This is a genomic window from Marivirga tractuosa DSM 4126 (assembly GCF_000183425.1).
GTDB classification, from domain to species: Bacteria; Bacteroidota; Bacteroidia; order Cytophagales; family Cyclobacteriaceae; genus Marivirga; species Marivirga tractuosa.
This window is the reverse complement of record NC_014759.1, coordinates 1,965,950-1,988,204: the sequence shown is the minus strand read 5'-3', so window position 1 is coordinate 1,988,204 and position 22,255 is coordinate 1,965,950. Positions and strand designations below refer to the sequence as shown.

The window sequence follows — 22,255 nt, the reverse complement described above, 5'->3', positions numbered from 1 at the left end:
TGAAATTACTCTTCAATTTGAAAAAATAGATTATTAGAACATAAAAATCCTATCATGAAAGATTCTGTTAATGCAGATTATTTAAAGAAAACTACCAAGGCACTTCCAGTAGTTGTTGCAAAAGGAGATGGAATTGGTCCGGAAATAATGGACGCCACTTTGAAAATCTTGGAAGCAGCGAATGTTAGTTTGGATGCCGACCATATTGAAATAGGTGAGCAGGCCTATTTATCTGGCAACACCTCTGGAATTCCTGAAAGTGCTTGGGAAGCAATTCATAAAAAGAAAGTAATCCTAAAAGCTCCCATCACTACACCACAGGGCTCAGGTTACAAAAGCTTGAATGTTACCATTAGGAAATCTTTGGGATTGTTCTCAAATGTTCGTCCAGCTGTTTCTTATCATCCGATTGTGGAAAGCAAACACCCTATTATGGACTTGGTGGTAGTAAGAGAAAATGAAGAGGATTTATATGCGGGAATAGAACATCAACAAACAGATGAGGTTGTACAATGCTTGAAATTGATTTCAAGACCAGGTTCTGAAAAGATTGTTCGATACGCATTTGAATACGCTAAAAAATATAACCGTAAGAAAGTTACTTGCTTAGTTAAGGATAATATCATGAAAATTTCTGATGGTTTATTCCATAGTGTTTTCAAAGAAGTAGCTAAAGAATATCCAGATATTCAAGCAGAGAGTCAAATTATCGATATTGCTACTGCGAGAATTGCTAATCGTCCTGAAGAGTATGATGTAATCGTTACTTTGAATTTATATGGGGACATTGTTTCTGATGTAACTGCAGAAATTTCAGGCTCTGTGGGACTTGCAGGTTCTTCCAATATCGGTAAAGATTATGCCATGTTCGAAGCGATTCATGGTTCAGCTCCAGATATTGCAGGAAAGAAAATTGCCAATCCATCTGGATTATTGCATGGTGCTATCCAAATGTTGCAATATTTTGGAGAAGTAGAAAAAGCAGCATTAATTCACAATGCTTGGTTGACAACCATGGAAGATGGGATACATACTGGAGAAATCTACAAGGAAGGTCATAGTAAACAAAAAGTAGGTACTATGGAATTTGCGGATGCCGTAATTGCAAGATTAGGGCAAGTTCCATCTCATTTCAAGAAAATTGAAGTTAAGGAAGGAGAAGATTTTAGAATCAATATTCAAGAAAAATCGCATGCCCCTAAAGAAAAGAAATTAGTTGGGGTAGATGTTTTTATTGATCACAGAGACAGAGATGCTAATAAATTCGGGGATGCTTTAACTGACAGCTCCAAAGATTTCTTAAAGCTTAAAATGATAACGAATAGAGGGGTGAAAGTTTACCCTGGTGGTATGGAATCTACTTTCTGTACAGATCACTGGAGATGCCGATTTATTTCTAAAAATGCTGAGGTTATCGAAGGCAAGCCGGATTATAAAGCTATTGATTATAAAGAAGTATTGGAATTGATGATGGCTTTAAACAAAGCAGGATTTGATATTATCAAAACTGAGAATTTATACACTTTTGACGGAAAATTAGGTTTTTCTTTAGGTCAAGGAGAATAGTAGATCATTTGTGCAGAGGTTGATATCGATCTCTGCACTCTTTTCTTTTACATGAATCCAAATTATTTCCATTTCTTTTTTTAAGCTATTGTAAATAGTTGATTAAAAATTCATATATCCTCGTAAAATGATATATTTGCAATTAACCAGCTAATAACCAATAACAACCATGAGACTTGCCCAAGCAGCGAGAAAACTTTCCATCACCACAGAAGACATAGTTGATTTCCTAGAAATCAGAGGATTTACTATTGAAAGAGATTCTAATACTAAATTAGAAGAAGAGGCGGTTCAATTACTGTATAAGTATTTTGAAATAGAAGAAGACAGTGAATCTGATGAATTAGCATCTGTAGAAGAGGCTGAGATTGAGTCAACAGAGGAGATTGCTACTGAGAAAGATGATACTTTTAAAATCGAAGATGAAAAGCTTGACAAAGAAGACTTAGGTGAGAAGGAAGTGAAAGAGGATATGACTGATGAAGAAATCGTAAGTCAGAAGGAAGAGAAAGAACAGTCAATTCAGGAAGAGGATAAAGCAGTAGAGAAATCAGAAAAGACGTTTAAGAAATCATTTAAAACAGTTGAAGAGTTATTAGAGGCAGACGGGTCAGAAATAGATGAAGGTTTGGTAATAAAGCCAGCTAAGGTAGAATTGAAAGGCTTAAATGTGGTAGGCAAAATTGATCTGCCAGAACCCAAGCCAAAATCAGAACCAAAAGCAGAGCAAAGAGAGGAAACGAAACTTAAAACAAAAAATGCTCACTCAAAGTCAAGGAAAAAGTCTCCAAAAAGGAATCAAATACATGAACTAAGTCCTGCAGAAGTTAGGAAACGTAAAGAGGAAAGAGAAGCTAGAAAGCGTGAAAGACTTGAAAAAGAAAAGAAGCGAAAGCGCGAAATCTTCTATAAGGAGAAAGTTCTAAAGCCTAAACAACTTGAGCAAAAGAAAAAACCAAAGAAGAAAAAAACTCAAGAAATTGAAGTAAATAAAATACAAAAGCCTCAACCAAAAACTTTGTTGGGTAAATTTTGGAGGTGGCTTAATACTTAATGCAACTTTAGTTACTTAAAGTTCATTTTAAAAATGCTTATTTGGTTTATAAATGAAATGGGAGATAACACAGGAATAAAAGCTAATGGAAAAGGGGAATAAACTGTACAGCATATTTAGATTTAAGTGTCCAAGATGCCATGAAGGTGAATTGTTTAAGTCGAAAGCTTATGATCTAAAAAATTTCCAAAAAATGCCTAAGCACTGCTCTCATTGTGGTTTGCGCTATATGTCGGAGCCGTCATTTTTTGATGGCGCCATGTATATTAGTTACGCCATGCAAGTTGCACTGATCATCACCGTTTTTGTAGCTTTAAATATATTAGGATTTGCAGAACTTTGGCTGATCATTACCCTATCAGTCTCTTTATCTCTACTTCTGATTCCCATTACTTTTCGATTATCTAGGTCTGCTTACATCAATCTTTTTGTAAAATATGATCCTGAAAAGCGCTCTGAGTATAATTAACTCTTTTGTTTAATTTATTTGATAAATATGTTAAACAAAACTTATGGTTCCGTGTTAGTGGTATAATTAAATGAACAGATACGGAATTATAAATTTAGTGTGATGAAAAGAAGAGATTTAATATTATTTATAGGGATTATAGTTGCATCAATTATAGGGAGTAAAGCCTTCGCAGAACCAGTTAGAAAACCCAAGTCCAACGAGATTGAATCGAAAGAATTAGAAAGGATTATTAACACCATAAAAAATAATCCGGAATTCTCGAGTTTTTATGAAGCTCTTAAAAATTCAGAGCTCGCAAAAGAAATGGCAAAACTGGATAAAATGACCTTATTAATTCCCACAAACAGAGCTATCCAATTGCTTCCAACTGACGTTTGGGAGAACTTTATGGATGAAGAAAATAAAACAGCACTCATCCAATTATTGAGTTATCATGTGATACCAAAGAGATTGAATTTTGATGATTTGACAAGAAAGAATGAATTGCGTACAATTAATAATCAGTCAGTAGCGCTATCTAATAATGAAGAGTTAAAAATTGAAAATGCAGTTATTGAAGAAAAGAAAGAGGAGACAAAGGAAGCTATTGTCTACAAGTTGGATAGATTGATTATGCCTTTGAAATAATTTAGTCTTTTAGAACAAAAAGGGTCAATGAAATCATTTATTGACCCTTTTTGTTTTTGGAATATATTTTAAGCGATGTTGGTATAAACAGCTTGCACATCATCATCTTCTTCAATTTTATCGATCAGTTTTTCTATATCAGCCAATTGCTCTTCTGAAAATTCTATTGAATCATTAGCGAATCTTTTCAAAGAGGCATTTTTCACATCTATATTAAGTTCTTCTAGTTTTTTAGAAAGATTTCCAAATTCTTTATAGTCACCATAGACGTAAAGCATACCATCATTTTCCTCGATTTCTTCCATTCCAGCATCAATTAACTCTAATTCCAATTCTTCTATGTCCATTTCCTCTGTTTTCTCAAACTCAAAAACAGCTGTTCTTGAGAACATAAACTCTAAAGAACCATTGGGAACTAAATTGGCACCCACTTTATCTTTATTAAAGTAGGATTTGATATTGGCTACGGTACGATTGTTGTTATCTGTGGCGCACTCTATGAAGATTAATACACCATGCGGTCCTTTTCCTTCAAAAGTAACTTCTACGTAATTTTCAGCTTCTGAACCTGAAGCCCTTTTAATGGCTGCCTCGATATTATCTTTAGGCATATTTTGGGCTTTGGCATTTTGAATGGCAGTCCGTAAGGAAGCATTCATCTCAGGATCAGGGCCACCCTCTTTTGCCGCCATTGTAATGGTTTTGGCTAATCTCGGAAATAAACGGGACATCTTATCCCATCTTTTTTCTTTTGCTGCTCTACGGTATTCAAATGCTCTTCCCATTGTAATCTAATTTCTTTTGCTGCAAAAATATAAAGAAGAGACAAATTTACATCAACTAGTAGCTTTTTTGTTTGAAAGGCTTATCGAAAGGATCGCTAATCTTCCATCAAAAATGCTATAACATCTTCATCACTCCCACAAATCTTGAAAGGCATATTAAATTTATTTACACTTTTGAGAATCATGTTTAAATAGTAGCGCTTAAAAACGTTTGCATCAGAAACCACTCCTGCCTTTTCTAGTCCCTGATCAATAGCTTTGGGTAGCATTTCTTTTTCAAACCATTTTCTGTTTTCAGGCCCGACCACCCCCTGTTCTCTTGTATCCGAGTAAAACCTCTTAACTAAATTTCCTGCAACAGCATATTTGTAAATAGTTTCGAATGCATTTCTATATTGTTCTACAGAAACATTTCCTTTCCATTTAATCCAAGCTAATTGCATTTCCGGACTGTAGTTTACTTCTGCATATTCTTCGTCTAACAATTTTACGATATTATCAATTTCCTTTTCCATAGTATCAAATTTTATATAATTAAATGAAAATGGAATAATATAAAAAGTAATATTCCACATAATTGCTAAATGTTGTAAGGTGTTTAAAATCAGAGGGTATGAGATTGCTAAACTTTCAATTCCCATGCAGAGTATATGAAAAGTCTAACTTTTACGCTATCGGATACATCTCAGCTGATATCATGATTTATGTCAGTAAATATTGTATAAGTAGATTTTAATTTTGAGTCATCATTAAATTAGTTTTTATGACAGACTTAAGCATTAAATATAACAAAGCAATACCACGATATACAAGCTATCCTACAGTCCCTCATTGGAAATTACAAAATCCTGACCAAGCAGATTGGCTGAATGAAGTGAAAAGCATTTATTTTTCGCAAGTTGATAAAAGTATTAGTCTTTATATGCACTTGCCATTTTGTGAAAGCTTATGTACTTACTGCGGTTGTAATAAAAGAATTACAAAAAATCATGGTGTGGAGGAGCGTTACATCGATGCTTTATTAGCAGAATGGGATATTTACGTGAAAGCATTAGAAGAAAAGCCTGTCATTAGAAATATCCACCTTGGAGGAGGTACCCCAACTTTTTTCTCATCTGAAAATCTTCATAAACTTTTATTCACCATTTTGGAAACTTCTGAGATTCATCCTCAGAAAGCATTTAGCTTTGAGGGCCACCCAAATAATACCACTTACGAACAATTAAAGGTTTTGGCAGATTTAGGATTTGATAGGGTGTCATTCGGGGTGCAGGACTTCAATTTGCAAGTGCAAAAAGCGATTCACCGAATTCAGCCGATTGAAAATGTGCGTAAGACCACAGCATGGGCAAGAGAGTTGGGATACACATCCGTAAATTATGATTTAATTTATGGACTGCCTTTCCAGACTTTAGTGAACATTGAGGAGAATATTGAAAAATTGCGTGAGTTTAAACCAGAAAGAATAGCACTCTACAGCTATGCGCATGTTCCGTGGAAGAGTAAAGCGCAAAGGGGGTATGGAGATGAGGATTTACCTAAGCCAGACGAGAAATTAGCAATGTATCTTCGTGCAAAGCAACTGCTTAATGAAATGGGCTATGAAAATATTGGTATGGATCACTATGCCTTGCCTCAAGATGAGTTGACTATTGCAAAGGAGAAAGGTTATCTAAACCGGAACTTCATGGGCTATACCACTGATCAGAACCAGATGATGATAGGTTTGGGGTGTTCTGCTATTAGTGCTACCGGAACGGCATTTGTTCAGAATGAAAAAGTAGTGGAAAAATATCAAACGGCAGTTCTGGATGAAAAATTACCTCTAACAACAGGACACTTTTTAACTGAGGAAGAAGAAACTTCTGCTCAATTGATTAATCAGTTGATTTGCAATGGGAAAGCTGATTTTAGTACGAATTCCTTATCAATGGAATTGTGGGAAGGAGCTAAATCAGAATTGGATGAAATGCAAGATGATGGATTGGTAGAGATAGACGACTATTTTGCCAAAGTAACCGAAGAGGGAATGCTCTTCGTTAGAAATATCTGTAGTCTTTTTGATCCTAAACTGAAACAAAAATCCGATAAGCCTCAGTTTAGCCAGAGTATTTGATTTTGTTTAAATTTAAGGTTACAAAAAAGCTCATATTTGGCTTGTTTATATTCAGACTTGCCTCTGTGCGTCATCCCTCCGCAGGCAGGGATCTTGTCTTATTGAAACGAAGTTTCAATAATATTGTCAGAGAAGAGATTAATCTGGAGTATCTATCAATAAGAGATAACTCAGGCTTTTTTTAGATATTTTAATCAAAGATTAAAATCAATAGATCCCCGCCTTCGCGAGGATAGCCTGCCCCGCAAGAATATGCGGGGACGCACGGATTTTTTAGTCTAGTAAGAGCTGAATGTTTTCTCTTTGAATTAATTTCATCAGTTTTATTCTTTACATACTACATTAAGCTTGAGTAGCTTGTTACTTGGTTCTTTAATATTTCAATTAAAGGTTAAAATAACAAAAAACGATAAGACAATTTTATCCGTCTAAACATAAAAAGAATCCTATGCCCAAAAAAGACATTACTCAAAAAGAAGACATTCAATTACTGGTCGATAGCTTTTATGAAAAGGTATTGAAAGACGAAACTATCGGCTATATTTTTACTGAAGTCGCTAAACTGGATGTACCTGCTCATATGCCTATAATGTATGATTTCTGGTCATCAGTTTTACTGGGTACTACCGAATACAAGCGGAATCCCATGGACAAGCATTTTGCTTTAAACGAAAAAGAGCCATTGCAAAAAGAGCATTTTGACCGATGGTTGGAATTATGGTTCGAAACAGTTGATGAACTTTTTGAAGGTGCTACCGCCAAAGAAGCCAAAACACGAGCTAGCACAATTGGCAGATTAATGCTTTTTAAAATGGAAGAGGCTGGAAGCTAAACAATTACATTTCAGTATCGGTTTAAATAGTATGGACAAGCTGATATTTCCTTTAAGCCTCGTAACCTTTCTACTATTTTTTTACATAGTAGCTATAGCTTTTAATTTTCCATATCCTTTAATAGCAGCTATTTTTAGTATGTCTCCAATAGCTGTGATTTGGATGGTTTACAAAGTTTTGAAAGACGGAGAGCACAGCGGAAAAACTTTTGAAAAGCACTTTTATGAGTTTGAATGATAATTTAACCACAAAGATTCTGTGTTGAAAACCAAATGATTTTTCATTAAATTTACAATTAGGAAAACAAATCAAGAGCGGACTTGATCCAGCTCGGTTAGGGCGGCCTCTCGGGGCTGCTCTAATAAAAATTTATCTTTGCAATATTCTGGATTATATCTTTCTTCTTTTTTCCATAGTGTATAGATCAGTATCAGCAATTTTCTTTGCACGGCCACATAGCTTTTCATTTTAATCTTTTGTCTGTCGAACAGACGGTTATAAAAATTACTTAATGGCTCATCATGTTGGACTGCCGTTAATGCTGGGAAGTAGAGTGCTTTTCTAATATGTTTATTTCCTTTGTGGGAAATTCTAGCTTTGGTGTTAACCGATGTTCCAGATTGTTTGTTGTTGATGTCATAACCGGCATAACATACCAATTGACGGCTGTTTCTGATAAGGTTAAAGCCATTTGTTTCTGCTATTACAATGGTTGCTGTAATAAAGCCAACTCCTTTTAGGGAGCATATGTAATTAATTTTCTTTTTTAACCATGGGGTTTGATCGACTATGTCTTTCATTTGAGTTTCTACTTGGTCAATCAGCTTATCCAAGAACTTAATGTGTTGCTTGGCTCTTTTTAATGTAAACTTATCGACTTCTGCCATGTGTTCTTTGGCATGTTGTTGGTTCTTGGCCCTGGTTCTTTCATTGAGTAATTGCTCTCGTTCTCTGCTCAGACCTTTTAATTTCAATAAAGAGGCATCTGGTTTTGTCCAGTTGTCTATCTTTTTTATAACCCAAATTCAGCGATGTGCCTTGCACTGATTTTATCGTCTATGCGTCTCACATCAGTGCTACGGCCATAATTAGCTACTTTGTTGGGCAGAACAACGGCAAGTTCAAAACCATTATCGTAAAGCGCGTAAGCCAATTGCTCATGATAAACACCTGTTGCTTCCATGACTACTTGAAGAGGAAGATCATTAAGTTGATGTCTTTTAACCCAATTCATCAATTTCTTAATATCCTTTTTGGTATTGGCAAACTGACCACTTGATACAATTTTTAATTCAAAATCCTCTTGGAGGGTCATCAAAACAACATCCAGAGCATCCATTGAAACATCGATTCCACAGCATTGTCTAAGTACTTTCATGGCTTTAAAGTTTAGTTCCACAATAGCAATAAGATACTCTTCTGGCTCCTGTCTCGTGTTAATACAAGATATTTCAATTGATGAAATTCTTTTGATTCTGGTTCGGAATTTAAAAAGAGTAAAAACAAAGTGAGGAATATCTTTGCGAGAACATAGCTCTTAGCTTGTTTGTTCACAAATACTGCTCTCACTTTGCCTAATTGCTTTATTAAAAATACTTATATTTTTAATAATTCTTGAACATACGAGATTCGCCAAGAAGTTCACTAAGAGCACAAAGACAATAATCGAGATTATTTTTTAGTGGTAGTTGAATTTAGTTTATAATTCTCATTGAGACACCAAAATTATTCCAAGTATTCACTGATTTAAAATAAAATTCGAAGGCGATCACTAGACTTTTGCAATAGTAGGAAATTGTGATAATACTTATGGTTTTCTACTGATTCGAATCTGTGCGACTGTCCCCTTGAGGGGACTTTAGGGGTGTTGTTTGAGGGGGGTAAAAAAGCTTAATTATAGAAAAGAAATTTTGATCTATAGTAGAAAAAAGATTTGAGAAGAAAATGCTAGAGTTTTTTAAAAATAATTATGCAAATAATCTCACCTCATCTTCTCCCTAGCCGTCTCCTGTATCCTTTCCTGCACACTTTTTCCCATTATTTTACTTTCCAGCCAAGCGATAATATCAAAGTAAATAAATGAGCGCTTTTCGTATCTGATGTCTTGCAATGGCTCAAGATTTTTCAAAAGTTTTTTAAATTCTGGTATCAATTCTTCTTCCCTAAATTCCCCAGCTAATTTTCTTAAAAACCGCATGATGTACTTCTGAAATAAGTGCAATTCTCCTTTTTTCAATAAGAAACGATAGGTAGAGCGGATGTAGTAATCTATTACCTCCATATTCCCCAATTCATAATGAGCAATCAAACTCAAAATTCTGGCAAAGGAATGTATATCTTCCCTTAAATCTGTTTTTTCATCCTGCTGAACTCGGTTGAGCCACTCCAGTGCTTTATGATATTGACTGTCTCCAAAATAAAGGCAAGCAATTTTATAAAATAAAATAATTCGTGAATGCTCATCCGAACGCTGAATAAAAGCTTCCAGATCCGGGCTAAGCCTTTTTAATAACTTTACACCCAAATTAAATTTACCCAGCATGAATATTCTGTTGAATTCATGCACATAAACATATTTTATCAGCCTGTTTCGAATATTTTCATTGACTGATTTCTGCATCTCTTCATTTAATTCATGCAAGCGCTGGCGTGATTTGAGGAAACTCTGATACCGGAATAATTTATACTCTGCTATCATCACTTGGTTGATAGCACTCAAATAATCATTCATTTGACTGTTTTTTAAATCAGGATGCAAGTCATAGAGATGTAACCAGCTTAAGGCATAATGATAGCCCAAATCCATATCTTCTAAGAAATAATAGTAATTAACATATAACCGATACAGACTCAACTTTTCATGAATTGATAATTTAGTTTCCTCATGTTCAGGTAATCCTTGATAGAATAATGCTTGAATTTCCTTGAAGTGCTGATCATTTCGGATATAACCTGTTTTTACATAAATAGCATTCAGCTTTACTGCCAAATTGGTGAATTGATTGATCAAATTGATTTTACTATTGGCATCTTCCACTTCAGAAATTACCCGCTGTACCGCCTGACTGTATTGGCTCCCAACACTTTGGTTAAGTAGACTCTTTTCCCATTTCAAGAGCTCCAATTTCAATTCTAAATTTCCTGTTTTGGCCACTTTCTTATAAGCCTTTTTTAAAATATCAAAGGCTTGTTTTAGTAAACCCCTATTGTACAATAATTGAACATAATCAATCATTTCACGAATATGGATTTCACTGTTTTTACCACTTTCATATTGTCTCAAGGCCTGCAAAATCTTCTGAGTTAAGTGGGCTTTCATATTGGAAATCTGCGATGCTTTTATGAAGGTAATTTTATCCAAATCCGAACTATTCTCTTTTTGATCCAGATAGTCAAAAAGTTGCATGTATTTAGATTGCGACTCATGCTGTTGTTGCGAAAGCAAACGAAAATAGCGCTTTTCACTAGGGTTCAGTGATTTTATTAGATCATATAAATGTTCAGATGATTGCTTAGCCATCGTAATTAATAATTGCCAAATAGTTCAATACTATCATTTTTTGATATAAATGTGAGTATTTGAAATCGTAATTACAAAAATATTTGGCATTACATGAGTTTTTTCATCCGCCTACATTAGTCCTATCAAAATATTAAAACCATTAAAAGAATATTGTTTATGGCACGTAGGATAGCAATTTTTGATACCACGTTGAGAGATGGAGAGCAGGTGCCCGGTTGTGGCTTAACAAAGCATCAAAAGCTTAAAATAGCCAAAGAATTGGAAGCCTTGGGTGTGGATGTGATAGAATCAGGCTTCCCCATATCCTCACCAGGAGATTTTGAATCTGTTCGCCTTTTATCAAAGGAAATCAAAAACTCATCAATTTGCGCCCTGTCTCGTGCCGTAAAGAATGATATTGAAACCGCTGCTCGTGCTTTGGAAGGTGCGGCAAGACCCCGAATTCATACTGGATTAGGAACTTCCGATCAACATGTATTTACAAAACTCAATTTTACTCGTGAGCAAGTGCTTGAAAAAGCACATGAGTGTGTTACTCATGCTAGATCCTTTGTAGATGAGGTTGAATTTTATGCTGAAGATGCTGGTAGAACTTCCAATGAATTTTTAGCACAAGTCATTGAAGTAGCGGTTGCTGCTGGTGCTAAGGTGGTCAACATTCCTGATACTACCGGTTTTTGTTTGCCGGAGGAATACGGAGCTAAAATAAAGTATTTGGTAGATAATGTGAAGGGAATTGAAAATGCTACCATTTCTGCTCATTGTCATAATGATTTGGGATTGGCAACGGCCAACAGTATAGCAGCCATCAAAAATGGAGCTGGACAAATTGAGTGTACCATCAACGGAATTGGCGAAAGAGCAGGAAATACTTCTCTAGAGGAAGTCGTCATGGTGATGAAAAAGCATCCTGAATTGGCTTTGGACACTGGGATCAATACGCAATTACTCTTTCCGATAAGTCAGATGGTTGCAGAAACCATGTGTATGCCGGTGCAAGCCAATAAGGCGGTAGTGGGTTCTAATGCCTTTTCTCATTCGTCTGGTATCCACCAAGATGGAGTTATTAAGAACAGAGATAATTACGAAATCATTGACCCTTATGAAGTAGGCGTCAATAAATCAAGCATCATATTAACTGCGAGAAGTGGTAGAGCTGCATTGAATTTCCGATTAATTGAGTTGGGTGTGCATTTAGGAAAGGAAGAATTAGAAGAGACCTATCAGCAATTCTGCGAATTAGCAGATCGCATCAATGTAGTGGAGGATAAAGATTTAAAACATTTAGTAAAAGACCACCAAGTGGTAGTAAAATAAATTTCAGCTAAAGCAATGTCAGCAAAAACATTATTTGATAAAATTTGGGACCAGCATGTGGTGCATTCTGTGGAAGATGGCCCACAAGTTCTGTATATCGACAGGCACTTTATTCATGAAGTGACCAGTCCACAGGCTTTTGCGGGCTTGAAAGAAAGGGGTATTTCTGTTTTCAGACCAGAGCAAACCATTGCTACTGCCGACCACAATGTCCCAACAGAAAAGCAGCATTTACCTATCAAAGATGCACTATCCCGTCATCAAGTGGAAACATTAATTAAAAATTGTGATGAATTCGGGGTGGAATTATACGGTTTAGGTCATCCTTATCAAGGGATAGTGCATGTGATAGGCCCTGAATTAGGTATTACACAGCCAGGCATGACCATTGTTTGTGGAGATAGCCACACTTCTACTCACGGGGCTTTCGGAAATATAGCTTTCGGAATTGGAACCAGCGAAGTGGAACAAGTAATGGCGACCCAATGTGTTTTACAGAAAAAACCTAAAACATTAAAAATTCAAGTGGATGGAGCACTAAATCCCGGAGTAGTTTCAAAGGATATTGTTTTGCATATCATTTCAAAACTTACGGCAGCGGGTGGAACAGGTCATTTCATTGAATTCTGTGGTTCTACAATTGAGGCTTTATCAATGGAAGCTCGTATGACGATTTGCAATATGAGCATAGAGATGGGAGCCAGAGGAGGTTTAATTGCTCCTGATGAAACCACTTTTGAATATATGAAAACCAGACCTTTTGCACCTAAAGGTGAAAAATGGGAAAGAAAAGTAGCCGAATGGAAAGCTTTAAAAACTGAAGAAGATGCACAATTTGATTTGGAATATTATTTCAAAGCGGAAGATATTGAACCAATGATTACCTATGGAACTAACCCTGGAATGGGAATAGGTATCACTAAAGATATCCCACTCCCTAACGGTAAAACTTCTTCAGGTCTTGAAAAATCCTTGAAATACATGGATTTGGAAGGCGGGAAACAATTACTTGGTCACCATGTGGATTACGTTTTCATAGGCAGTTGTACCAACAGTCGAATTGAAGACCTCCGTTTGGTAGCTGAACTGGTAAAAGGCAAGAAGAAAGCAGATCATGTTCAAGCTATGATTGTGCCGGGCTCAAGACAAGTAGAAAAACAAGCACGGGCAGAAGGCTTAGATAAAATATTGGAAGCAGCTGGTTTCGAATTAAGACAACCGGGCTGTTCGGCATGCTTAGGCATGAATGAAGATAAAGTGCCCAAAGGAAAATATTGTGTGAGCACATCCAATAGGAATTTCGAAGGAAGACAAGGGCAAGGTGCCAGAACTTTATTGGCGAGTCCGTTGACTGCCGCAGCGTCAGCACTTTCAGGTAAAATTTCGGATGTGAGAGAATTAATGAAATTAGAAGCATAAGATAGTATGGAAAAGTTTAACACATTAAATAGTCAGGCTGTACTGCTTCCTTTCGAGGATGTAGATACCGATCAGATTATACCCGCTCGTTTCCTGAAATCCGTCAGCCGGGAGGGGTTCGGAGAGAACCTCTTCCGCGACTGGCGGTATTTAGAAGATGGATCGCCCAATCCTGAATTTGTATTGAATCAGGAGGGTAATAAAGGAGATGTTTTAGTGGCAGGAAGGAACTTTGGCTGTGGATCCAGCAGAGAACATGCTGCCTGGGCATTGGTCGATTATGGCTTTAAAGCAGTAGTTTCTAGCTTTTTTGCCGATATCTTCAAAAATAATGCTTTGAATAATGGGCTTTTGCCTGTGCAAGTTACAGATGATTTCTTGGCGCAAGTTTTTCAGATTCTGAAAAATAGACCGGAAGCCAAATTACAAATTGATTTAAATGAGCAAGAAATCAGCTTGGTGGGTTCAGCATTGACAGAAAGCTTTGAAATCAATTCTTATAAAAAATATTGCCTGCAAAATGGCTTTGACGATATAGATTTTCTATTGAACAAAAGAGCAGAAATTGAAGCTTACGAGCAATCTTTAGCTTAAAAGAACAAAATATGAACAAAAACATCGCAATATTAGCTGGAGACGGAATTGGTCCTGAAGTAACAGCTGAGGCAGTAAAAGTCTTGGATGCCATAGCTGAAACTTTCGGGCATCAATTTCAATACACTGATGCACTAATTGGAGCGGCTGCAATTAATGCTACAGGAAATCCTTTTCCAGAAGCAACAGAAGAAAGTTGCAAATCAGCAGATGCTATTTTATTTGGTGCTATAGGTGACCCAAAATATGACAATGACCCAAATGCAAAAGTGCGGCCTGAGCAGGGATTATTGAAAATGCGTAAAAATTTGGGGCTTTTTGCTAATGTGAGACCAGTGAGTAGTTATGATGCCCTTTTGCCTATATCTCCTTTGAAGGAACACATCATCAAAGGAACTGATTTTGTGGTTTTCAGAGAATTAACTGGAGGCATCTATTTTGGTGAGCCAAGAGGTCGGTCTGAGGATGGAAACACGGCCTTTGATAGCTGTGTATATTCCAAAACTGAAATTGAAAGGATTTCTCATCTGGCATTTAAGGCTGCGGAGAACAGAAGGAAGAAACTGACTTTAGTGGATAAAGCGAATGTTTTAGCTACTTCACGTCTGTGGAGAGAAACTGTAAAGGACTTGTCTAGCCAATATCCGGAGGTAGCCCTTGATTTTATGTTTGTGGACAATGCTGCCATGAAAATCATTCAGAATCCGAAAGATTTTGATGTAGTGCTTACTGAAAATATGTTTGGGGACATCATCACGGATGAAGCCTCTGTGATTTCTGGTTCTTTAGGTTTATTGCCTTCCGCTTCATTAGGATTGAAAAGCAGTTTATTTGAGCCAATTCATGGTTCTTATCCTCAAGCTGCAGGCAAAGGAATTGCAAATCCAATAGGTGCAATACTTTCAGCTGCCATGCTGTTGGAATATGCTTTTGATTTAAAAGAAGAATGTCAAATTATAAAAGATGCTGTTAATTCTGCACTTAACATTGGATATGGTACGGAAGATATTTTTCCTGATGAAGGAAAAAGCACCTCTGAGGTTGGTGACTTTATTAGTCAAAGTATTGTAAATCAGTATAAAACAGAATCCGTATGAAAAAAATGAATAAAATAGTTTGGTTTATTCAATTGATTGATTCTATATTTGTAATTAAATATAAGACATGTACAAAACAAGCATTACCATAGTATCAGCAATTATTATTGTCATTATTCCAATGACTTGCCTGATGTGGTAGTGCTATAACTATATAAAAATTTTTAAAAGCGCCACTTCATCAGAAGTGGCGCTTTTTTTTTGTCCAAATTCAAACTGACTTTTTTGATTATGTATTACAACAACAAAACTCTGGTATTTCTTAATGGCGATTGGCAGTATGCCGAAGATGCCCAAACAAGCTTGTACGGACAAACATTGCATTACGGAAATGGTGTATTTGAAGGGATTCGTGCCTATAAAAATGATGTGGGATTCAATATTTTCAAAGCCCATGAGCATTATGAGCGTTTACACAAATCTGCTGATTTAATGCACATTAAAATCCCATATTCAGTAGAAGAATTAGTGAGCATAAGCTATGAATTGCTGGATAGAAATAATTTGACGGATGCTTACATCCGTCCATTGGTTTATTTGGGTGCTAACATGGCTTTGCAACCTACTGATGAAGTAAATGTATTTATCTGTGCTTGGAAATGGGAAAAGTATTTGGGTCATGATCCTATCAAGGCTAAGATTTCATCATATCAGCGTATCCATCCTGCCTCTCAACATGTGGAAGCTAAAGTAGTGGGGCATTATACCAATTCAATTTTGGCAACCACTGAAGCTAAGAAATTGGGTTATGATGAAGCCATTTTATTGGATTACACACAGCATGTATCTGAGGGTTCGGGTGCTAATATCTTTATTGAGAAAAACGGGGAGTTATATACACCTTCAAGAGGTAATATTTTGCCGGGAATTACTCGTCAAACTGTTTTGGAAATCTGCAAAGAGCACGGAATCAAGGTGACAGAGAAGCCAATTTCTAAAGCTCAATTATTGGAAGCTGATGCCGCTTTCTTTACCGGAACTGCTGCTGAAATCGCCCCTATTGCGCAAGTAAATGATACTGTTTTCCCTTTAAGCTGGGAAGATTCCATAGGACAGAGCATTTACCACATCTACCGACAGAAAGTATTATTCAACGATTTACAAAATCAAACCATCATATAATGGCGAAGGAATTAAATCCATATAGTAAAGCAGTTACACAAGATCCTACACAACCTGCCGCTCAAGCCATGTTGCATGCCATTGGTTTGTCTGATGAAGATTTGGAAAAACCACAAATAGGTATTGCAAGCACTGGTTTTGAGGGCAATCCATGTAATATGCATTTGAATGATTTGGCTGTAGAGGTCAAGAAAAGCATCAAATCTTATGAGTGGGTAGGGTTGATTTTCAATACTATTGGAGTAAGCGATGGTATTTCTATGGGTACCAACGGAATGCGCTATTCATTGCCTTCCCGCGATATCATAGCCGATTCCATGGAAACGGTAGTGAATGCGCAAGCTTACGATGCCATGATTGCTATTACGGGATGCGATAAAAATATGCCAGGCGCCTTACTGGCTATGGGCAGATTGAATCGACCTTCACTCATAATTTATGGAGGAACCATTGCTCCAGGTTGCCATAATGGAGAAAAATTAGATGTGGTTTCTGCTTTTGAAGCTTTAGGTAAGAAGCAAGCCAACACTATTTCTGAAGAAGATTTTAAGGGAGTAGTGGCAAATGCATGCCCAGGTCCTGGAGCCTGTGGAGGAATGTACACTGCCAATACGATGGCATCCGCTATTGAAGCCTTAGGATTATGCTTGCCTTATGGTGCTTCCAATCCCGCTCAAAGTGCTGAGAAAAGGAAAGAATGTGCAGAGGCTGGTTTAGCCATTAAAAAATTGATTGAAAATGATTTGAAGCCACGGGATATCGTCACTAAAAAATCATTTGAAAACGCCATACGGTTGATTACAGTTTTGGGAGGATCGACCAATGCAGTTTTACATTTATTAGCTGTTGCCAATGCTTTTGAAATCGATTTAACATTGGAAGATTTCGCTCGAATCAGTGCCGAAACTCCTTATCTAGCCGACTTAAAGCCTTCTGGTAAATACTTGATGGAAGATCTTCATCAAAATGGCGGGATTCCTGCAGTGATGAAAATGATGTTGGGGGAAGGACTTCTTCATGGCGATTGCATGACCATAACAGGTAAAACTTTAGCTGAAAATTATAAAGATGTTCAGGGTTTAGGCGAAAAGCAAGACATCATTCACTCTGTGAAAAATCCAATCAAAAGCTCAGGTCATTTGCGAATATTGAAAGGCAATTTAGCACCTGGAGGAGCTGTTGCTAAAATCACCGGAAAGGAAGGAGAGATATTCGAAGGAACTGCTAGAGTTTATGATGGTGAATTTCTGGCCAATGATGGTATTGCCAGAGGCGAGATAAAAGAAGGTGATGTAGTGGTGATTCGATATGAAGGGCCAAAAGGAGGTCCTGGAATGCCCGAAATGTTAAAGCCAACTGCTGCTATAATGGGAGCAGGTTTGGGAAAGAAAGTAGCCCTCATTACAGATGGAAGGTTCTCAGGAGGAACTCACGGTTTTGTAGTGGGACACATTTCACCCGAAGCTTTTGATAATGGCGCATTAGCTTATGTAGAAAATGGCGACCGCATCAGAATAGATGCAGTGGAAAATTCAATTAGTGTATTGATGGAGGAAGAGGAATGGGAAAAACGAAAGGAGCAAACTCCTATAAAGCCCGAGCGAAATGTGAGTGGAAGCTTAAGGAAGTATAGCAAGCTGGTATCATCAGCATCTTTTGGATGTATAACGGATTTATAATATGGAAGAAGTAGCCACCAAATCACAGAAAACGAAAACGAAAACAAGCATGAGCGGTGCAGCCGCCCTGGTGAATTGTCTTATCCGTGAAGGAGTGGAAACACTTTTCGGTTATCCTGGCGGTGCCATTATGCCGGTTTATGATGCTTTGTTTGATCAAAAGGAGAAAATCAGGCATATCATGACCCGACATGAGCAAGGTGCTACACATGCTGCTCAAGGGTATGCAAGAATTTCCGGTAAAGTAGGGGTTTGTTTGGCGACATCTGGTCCGGGAGCCACAAATCTGATAACTGGTTTGGCAGATGCTCAGCTGGATTCAACTCCTATGGTTTGCATAACGGGGCAAGTGCCGGGCAAAATGATTGGATCGGATGCTTTTCAGGAAACCGATATTGTCAGTATTTCGATGGCGGTAACAAAATGGAATATTCAAGTTACCAAAGCTAAAGATATTCCTAATGCAGTAGCGAAGGCATTTTATATTGCTCGCAGTGGAAAGCCGGGACCAGTTTTAGTGGATATCACAAAGGATGCACAATTTGAAAAAGCTGAATTTGAAGATTACCAAACTTGTGATCAAATCAGAAGTTATGTGCCAAATCCTAAATTAAGTGAAAAAGCATTAGATCAAGCTGCCTCATTAATCAATTCAGCGAAGAAGCCTTTGATTCTTTTCGGACATGGCGTGCTATTGTCCAATGCAAAAGAAGAATTTAAGGAATTTGTAGAGAAAACAGGCATTCCTGCAGCCTGGACAATTATGGGCTTATCAGCATTGCCTACTTCTCATCCTTTGAATGTAGGAATGCTGGGCATGCATGGAAATTATGCACCCAATATTCTCACTAATGAATGTGATGTTTTGATAGCCATAGGGATGCGCTTTGATGATAGGGTAACAGGAGATGTTAGCCGATATGCAAAGCAAGCCAAGGTCATCCATTTCGAGATTGATCCGGCTGAAATTAATAAAAACGTGGCGGCAGATGTGCCGGTTTTAGGCAACTGCAAAGAATCACTTGCGGTTTTATTAAATAAAGTCAATGAAAATAAGCATGAGAATTGGCTGGCTCGCTTTAAAGAATTGAATGCGCAGGAGGAAGAAAAAGTAATAAAAGATGAATTAAATCCTCAAGCAGATGAACCCATGAGCATGGGAGAGGTGATTAAGCATATTTCGAATATTTCTAGAGGAAATGCCATCATTGTAACGGATGTGGGACAGCATCAGATGGTGGCGCAGCGCTATTATCAATATGCCAATTGGAAAAGTAACGTGACCTCTGGTGGTTTGGGTACTATGGGTTTTGCGCTTCCATCCGCCATAGGGGCAAAATTTGCAGCTCCTCATCGACAAGTAATTGCCGTGATTGGAGATGGGGGATTTCAAATGACCATACAGGAACTGGGAGTGATTTTCGAAACCAAAGTGGATGTTAAAATTCTATTATTGAATAATGAATATCTGGGAATGGTAAGGCAATGGCAAGATATGTTTTTTGAAAAGCGCTACTCTTCTGTGGACATGGTCAATCCTGATTTTCAAATGATAGCGAAAGGCTACGGAATCGAATCAGAAAAAGTAACAAAAAGAGAGAAGTTGGAAGATAGCATTCATAGGTTTTTATCTCATGAAGGAAGCTATCTATTAGAAGTAATGGTCGGAAAAGAGAATAATATTTTCCCTATGATTCCTACAGGAGCGTCCGTGTCCGAAATCAGACTTGAATGAAAGCATCAACAATCAAGACCATTAAGTCTAGGTTCTAGAATCTAGTATCTAAAATTCTAAAATATGAAAGAACAATTCACCATATCAATCTATACAGAAAACCTTATAGGAATTCTGCACCGATTGACTACCATTTTCACTCGTAGGCATATCAATATTGAGAGTATAACCGCTTCTGAAAGCGAGGTGAAAGATATTCATCGCTATACGATTGTGGTAAGTTCTGAAGAGGATAAAATCAAAAAAATTGTGAAGCAGATTGAAAAACAAGTGGATGTATTTAAAGCTTTCTATCATAAAAATGATGGGATAGTCTATCAGGAAATGGCTTTATATAAAATGCCTACCAAATTACTATCCCAAACAAAAGAGGTAGAATACATAGTACGAAAGCATCATGCTCGCTTGCTAGCAGTAGAGCCTGATTTTACCATCATTGAAAAGACGGGCTTCAAAGAAGAAACGCAGGAGCTTTTTGAGCAACTAAAGCCTCATGGGATTCTGGAGTTTGTACGCTCTGGAAGGATTTCAATTTCTAAACCAATGAAAGAATTTCAGGAGTATTTCACGGAAGTAGAGGAAGCTTCTAGGCTTTAATTACGAATTACGAATTAATAATGGGGACGGCACCAAAGGTCGAACTGTAAGCCCCCTAACCCCCAAAGGGGGAATGGGTAAGAATCTCGGTCTGACGCATAAAGCGTCTGACAGGTGATCTAAAAAATAGAACAGTAGAAGATGTATAAAAATAAGAATTGAATAACCCGTCTAGATTCTAATATCTAGACTCTAAAATCTAAAACAATGGCAAAACTAAAATTTGGAACAGTAGAAGAAGAGGTCGTAACACGACAAGAATTTCCTTTGGCGAAAGCACAGGAAATATTAAAAGATGAAACTATAGCGGTTCTGGGCTATGGTGTGCAAGGGCCTGGTCAGGCACTGAATCTGAAAGACAATGGCTTTAATGTGATTGTTGGACAAAGGAAAGGTTCTAAAAGCTGGGATAAAGCTGTCTCTGATGGCTGGGAGCCCGGAAAAACGCTTTTCGAACTGGAAGAAGCGGCTGAAAAAGGCACAATTATACAATATTTATTATCTGATGCAGGCCAAATTGCACAATGGGAGATGGTGAAAAAACATCTTACCCCTGGCAAAGCTTTGTATTTTTCACATGGTTTTGGTGTGACTTATAAAGATCAAACAGGTATAGTTCCACCAAAGGATGTGGATGTAATCCTTGTAGCTCCAAAAGGATCAGGTACCAGCCTAAGAAGACTATTTGTAGAGGGCAGAGGCTTGAATTCCAGCTTTGCCATCCATCAGGATGCTACAGGAAAAGCCTGGGAAAGATGCGTGGCTTTGGGAATTGGAGTTGGCTCTGGCTATTTATTTCAAACCAATTTTCAGAAAGAAGTTTATAGCGATTTAACCGGAGAGCGTGGCAGTTTGATGGGTGCAATCCAAGGCTTATTTGCAGCTCAATACGATTTATTGCGCAAAAAAGGACATTCACCGTCAGAAGCTTTCAATGAAACAGTAGAAGAAGCTACACAATCTCTATATCCATTGGTTGCTGAAAACGGAATGGACTGGATGTATGCTAATTGCTCTACCACGGCCCAACGTGGCGCATTAGATTGGTGGAAAAAATTCAGAGATGCTGTAAAACCGGTTTTTGAAGAATTATACGATTCGGTTGAGACAGGGAATGAAGCAAAACTGACCATCACCGCCAATGAAAAAGCCGATTACAGAGTAGAATTAGAAAAAGAATTGGATGAGTTGAAAAATTCTGAAATGTGGCAAGCGGGTGCAGCAGTCAGAAAGTTAAGACCGGAAAATGCATAAAATATTTAATAATTGATGTTTTTTTTCTGCTAAGTCATTAGCTATCAGGAAGGGCATTATTTAGTAAGTTGGATAAGAAGCAAAAACTGTTTGATCCGCTAGCTAGCTCCCCTAATACAGGGGAAAGACCCCTCTGTCCTACGGACATCTCCCCTAAAACAGGGGAGAAGTGGATTGTGCTTAATTTTACTTAGTGCTTAAGAATTAACTGTAAAATTTTAAACTAGAAAATGAATTCAAGATATTAATTAGAAGTACAAAATTTGCTTTTAGCAGACTGCAGCTCCCCTCCTTAAAAAAGGAGGGGTGTCCGCTAGCTAGCGGACGGGGTGGTTGTATGGCTATGATCATCTGGCGGATTGCTTCAAGACAAAAGAAAAGGAAGATCATTAAAGGTGTCAATAGCTAGATATAAGATGCACCTGTTATTCTTTATATAATTTCGGCTAGAGGGAATTATATCAT

At 37.3% G+C, this 22,255-nt stretch carries 21 protein-coding genes; 16 read left to right on the top strand and 5 right to left on the bottom strand.

Annotated elements, in window-relative coordinates; genetic code table 11:
• The first annotated feature begins 54 nt into the window (after nucleotides 1–54).
• The 4 genes from FTRAC_RS08285 to FTRAC_RS08270 all read left to right on the top strand — a co-directional run bounded on the left by FTRAC_RS08285 (nucleotide 55) and on the right by FTRAC_RS08270 (nucleotide 3,719).
• Nucleotides 55–1,566 carry an NADP-dependent isocitrate dehydrogenase gene (locus FTRAC_RS08285; protein WP_013453791.1) on the top strand — a complete coding sequence of 504 codons (1,512 nt, stop codon included), beginning with the start codon at nucleotides 55–57 and terminating at the stop codon, nucleotides 1,564–1,566.
• A gap of 169 nt (nucleotides 1,567–1,735) precedes the next feature.
• Nucleotides 1,736–2,620 (top strand): hypothetical protein, encoded by an 885-nt coding sequence (locus FTRAC_RS08280; protein ID WP_013453790.1) that lies wholly within the window; start codon nucleotides 1,736–1,738, stop codon nucleotides 2,618–2,620.
• Between the two features lie 85 nt (nucleotides 2,621–2,705).
• Nucleotides 2,706–3,089 carry a DUF983 domain-containing protein gene (locus FTRAC_RS08275; protein WP_013453789.1) on the top strand — a complete coding sequence of 128 codons (384 nt, stop codon included), beginning with the start codon at nucleotides 2,706–2,708 and terminating at the stop codon, nucleotides 3,087–3,089.
• Between the two features lie 102 nt (nucleotides 3,090–3,191).
• Nucleotides 3,192–3,719, top strand: coding sequence for a fasciclin domain-containing protein (locus tag FTRAC_RS08270; protein WP_013453788.1), 528 nt, complete (start codon nucleotides 3,192–3,194; stop codon nucleotides 3,717–3,719).
• Between the two features lie 68 nt (nucleotides 3,720–3,787).
• On the opposite strand, the gene FTRAC_RS08265 is transcribed toward FTRAC_RS08270, so the two are convergent.
• Nucleotides 3,788–4,504 (bottom strand): YebC/PmpR family DNA-binding transcriptional regulator, encoded by a 717-nt coding sequence (locus tag FTRAC_RS08265; RefSeq protein ID WP_013453787.1) that lies wholly within the window; start codon nucleotides 4,502–4,504, stop codon nucleotides 3,788–3,790.
• 95 nt (nucleotides 4,505–4,599) lie between these two features.
• The gene (locus FTRAC_RS08260) at nucleotides 4,600–5,019 is read right to left on the bottom strand and encodes a hypothetical protein (protein ID WP_013453786.1); all 420 of its coding nucleotides are present in this window, start codon (nucleotides 5,017–5,019) and stop codon (nucleotides 4,600–4,602) included.
• A gap of 248 nt (nucleotides 5,020–5,267) precedes the next feature.
• Between FTRAC_RS08260 and hemN the strand changes: the two genes are divergently transcribed.
• From hemN to FTRAC_RS08245, 3 genes are all read left to right on the top strand, one after another.
• Entirely contained in the window at nucleotides 5,268–6,620 is a 1,353-nt protein-coding gene (gene hemN, locus FTRAC_RS08255; RefSeq protein ID WP_013453785.1) for an oxygen-independent coproporphyrinogen III oxidase, read from the top strand.
• A gap of 448 nt (nucleotides 6,621–7,068) precedes the next feature.
• Nucleotides 7,069–7,452, top strand: a complete 384-nt coding sequence (locus FTRAC_RS08250) for a group III truncated hemoglobin (RefSeq protein ID WP_013453784.1) — start codon at nucleotides 7,069–7,071, stop codon at nucleotides 7,450–7,452.
• Nucleotides 7,453–7,483: 31 nt separating this feature from the next.
• The gene (locus tag FTRAC_RS08245; protein ID WP_013453783.1) at nucleotides 7,484–7,690 is read left to right on the top strand and encodes a hypothetical protein; all 207 of its coding nucleotides are present in this window, start codon (nucleotides 7,484–7,486) and stop codon (nucleotides 7,688–7,690) included.
• 71 nt (nucleotides 7,691–7,761) lie between these two features.
• On the opposite strand, the gene FTRAC_RS19265 is transcribed toward FTRAC_RS08245, so the two are convergent.
• The 3 genes from FTRAC_RS19265 to FTRAC_RS08235 form a co-directional block, all read right to left on the bottom strand.
• Nucleotides 7,762–8,427: an IS110 family transposase gene (locus FTRAC_RS19265; RefSeq protein ID WP_049784080.1), complete on the bottom strand. Its 666-nt coding sequence runs from the start codon at nucleotides 8,425–8,427 to the stop codon at nucleotides 7,762–7,764.
• Between the two features lie 38 nt (nucleotides 8,428–8,465).
• Nucleotides 8,466–8,831: an IS110 family transposase gene (locus FTRAC_RS19260; RefSeq protein ID WP_049784078.1), complete on the bottom strand. Its 366-nt coding sequence runs from the start codon at nucleotides 8,829–8,831 to the stop codon at nucleotides 8,466–8,468.
• Nucleotides 8,832–9,434: 603 nt separating this feature from the next.
• The gene (locus FTRAC_RS08235) at nucleotides 9,435–10,973 is read right to left on the bottom strand and encodes a hypothetical protein (protein WP_013453782.1); all 1,539 of its coding nucleotides are present in this window, start codon (nucleotides 10,971–10,973) and stop codon (nucleotides 9,435–9,437) included.
• Nucleotides 10,974–11,132: 159 nt separating this feature from the next.
• On the opposite strand from FTRAC_RS08235, the gene FTRAC_RS08230 reads away from it, so the two are divergent.
• From FTRAC_RS08230 to ilvC, 9 genes are all read left to right on the top strand, one after another.
• Nucleotides 11,133–12,293, top strand: coding sequence for a 2-isopropylmalate synthase (locus FTRAC_RS08230; RefSeq protein ID WP_013453781.1), 1,161 nt, complete (start codon nucleotides 11,133–11,135; stop codon nucleotides 12,291–12,293).
• Between the two features lie 15 nt (nucleotides 12,294–12,308).
• The gene (gene leuC, locus FTRAC_RS08225) at nucleotides 12,309–13,712 is read left to right on the top strand and encodes a 3-isopropylmalate dehydratase large subunit (RefSeq protein WP_013453780.1); all 1,404 of its coding nucleotides are present in this window, start codon (nucleotides 12,309–12,311) and stop codon (nucleotides 13,710–13,712) included.
• Between the two features lie 6 nt (nucleotides 13,713–13,718).
• Entirely contained in the window at nucleotides 13,719–14,306 is a 588-nt protein-coding gene (gene leuD, locus FTRAC_RS08220) for a 3-isopropylmalate dehydratase small subunit (protein WP_013453779.1), read from the top strand.
• Between the two features lie 11 nt (nucleotides 14,307–14,317).
• Nucleotides 14,318–15,403 carry a 3-isopropylmalate dehydrogenase gene (gene leuB / locus FTRAC_RS08215; protein WP_013453778.1) on the top strand — a complete coding sequence of 362 codons (1,086 nt, stop codon included), beginning with the start codon at nucleotides 14,318–14,320 and terminating at the stop codon, nucleotides 15,401–15,403.
• 231 nt (nucleotides 15,404–15,634) lie between these two features.
• The gene (locus FTRAC_RS08210; protein WP_013453776.1) at nucleotides 15,635–16,525 is read left to right on the top strand and encodes a branched-chain amino acid transaminase; all 891 of its coding nucleotides are present in this window, start codon (nucleotides 15,635–15,637) and stop codon (nucleotides 16,523–16,525) included.
• Nucleotides 16,525–18,204, top strand: coding sequence for a dihydroxy-acid dehydratase (gene ilvD / locus FTRAC_RS08205; RefSeq protein ID WP_013453775.1), 1,680 nt, complete (start codon nucleotides 16,525–16,527; stop codon nucleotides 18,202–18,204). Before FTRAC_RS08210 ends, ilvD begins: the two co-directional genes overlap by 1 nt.
• Nucleotide 18,205: 1 nt before the next feature.
• On the top strand, nucleotides 18,206–19,939 hold the full coding sequence (gene ilvB / locus FTRAC_RS08200; protein ID WP_013453774.1) for a biosynthetic-type acetolactate synthase large subunit: 1,734 nt from the start codon (nucleotides 18,206–18,208) through the stop codon (nucleotides 19,937–19,939).
• Between the two features lie 63 nt (nucleotides 19,940–20,002).
• The gene (ilvN, locus tag FTRAC_RS08195) at nucleotides 20,003–20,536 is read left to right on the top strand and encodes an acetolactate synthase small subunit (protein WP_013453773.1); all 534 of its coding nucleotides are present in this window, start codon (nucleotides 20,003–20,005) and stop codon (nucleotides 20,534–20,536) included.
• A gap of 207 nt (nucleotides 20,537–20,743) precedes the next feature.
• A complete protein-coding gene (ilvC, locus tag FTRAC_RS08190; RefSeq protein ID WP_013453772.1) occupies nucleotides 20,744–21,790 on the top strand; it encodes a ketol-acid reductoisomerase in 1,047 nt (348 codons plus the stop codon).
• Nucleotides 21,791–22,255: the final 465 nt, after the last annotated feature.

Excerpts from the sequence above, each read along its gene's own strand:
- leuD (WP_013453779.1), top strand. The coding sequence starts at position 13,719 with ATGGAAAAGTTTAACACATTAAATAGTCAGGCTGTACTGCTTCCTTTC.
- ilvN (WP_013453773.1), top strand. The coding sequence starts at position 20,003 with ATGAAAGAACAATTCACCATATCAATCTATACAGAAAACCTTATAGGA.
- FTRAC_RS08260 (WP_013453786.1), bottom strand. The coding sequence starts at position 5,019 with ATGGAAAAGGAAATTGATAATATCGTAAAATTGTTAGACGAAGAATAT.
- FTRAC_RS08265 (WP_013453787.1), bottom strand. The coding sequence starts at position 4,504 with ATGGGAAGAGCATTTGAATACCGTAGAGCAGCAAAAGAAAAAAGATGG.
- hemN (WP_013453785.1), top strand. The coding sequence starts at position 5,268 with ATGACAGACTTAAGCATTAAATATAACAAAGCAATACCACGATATACA.
- ilvB (WP_013453774.1), top strand. The coding sequence starts at position 18,206 with ATGGAAGAAGTAGCCACCAAATCACAGAAAACGAAAACGAAAACAAGC.
- ilvD (WP_013453775.1), top strand. The coding sequence starts at position 16,525 with ATGGCGAAGGAATTAAATCCATATAGTAAAGCAGTTACACAAGATCCT.
- FTRAC_RS08250 (WP_013453784.1), top strand. The coding sequence starts at position 7,069 with ATGCCCAAAAAAGACATTACTCAAAAAGAAGACATTCAATTACTGGTC.
- ilvC (WP_013453772.1), top strand. The coding sequence starts at position 20,744 with ATGGCAAAACTAAAATTTGGAACAGTAGAAGAAGAGGTCGTAACACGA.
- leuC (WP_013453780.1), top strand. The coding sequence starts at position 12,309 with ATGTCAGCAAAAACATTATTTGATAAAATTTGGGACCAGCATGTGGTG.
- FTRAC_RS08285 (WP_013453791.1), top strand. The coding sequence starts at position 55 with ATGAAAGATTCTGTTAATGCAGATTATTTAAAGAAAACTACCAAGGCA.
- FTRAC_RS08230 (WP_013453781.1), top strand. The coding sequence starts at position 11,133 with ATGGCACGTAGGATAGCAATTTTTGATACCACGTTGAGAGATGGAGAG.
- FTRAC_RS08270 (WP_013453788.1), top strand. The coding sequence starts at position 3,192 with ATGAAAAGAAGAGATTTAATATTATTTATAGGGATTATAGTTGCATCA.
- FTRAC_RS08245 (WP_013453783.1), top strand. The coding sequence starts at position 7,484 with ATGGACAAGCTGATATTTCCTTTAAGCCTCGTAACCTTTCTACTATTT.
- leuB (WP_013453778.1), top strand. The coding sequence starts at position 14,318 with ATGAACAAAAACATCGCAATATTAGCTGGAGACGGAATTGGTCCTGAA.
- FTRAC_RS08275 (WP_013453789.1), top strand. The coding sequence starts at position 2,706 with ATGGAAAAGGGGAATAAACTGTACAGCATATTTAGATTTAAGTGTCCA.
- FTRAC_RS08210 (WP_013453776.1), top strand. The coding sequence starts at position 15,635 with ATGTATTACAACAACAAAACTCTGGTATTTCTTAATGGCGATTGGCAG.
- FTRAC_RS08235 (WP_013453782.1), bottom strand. The coding sequence starts at position 10,973 with ATGGCTAAGCAATCATCTGAACATTTATATGATCTAATAAAATCACTG.
- FTRAC_RS19260 (WP_049784078.1), bottom strand. The coding sequence starts at position 8,831 with ATGAAAGTACTTAGACAATGCTGTGGAATCGATGTTTCAATGGATGCT.
- FTRAC_RS08280 (WP_013453790.1), top strand. The coding sequence starts at position 1,736 with ATGAGACTTGCCCAAGCAGCGAGAAAACTTTCCATCACCACAGAAGAC.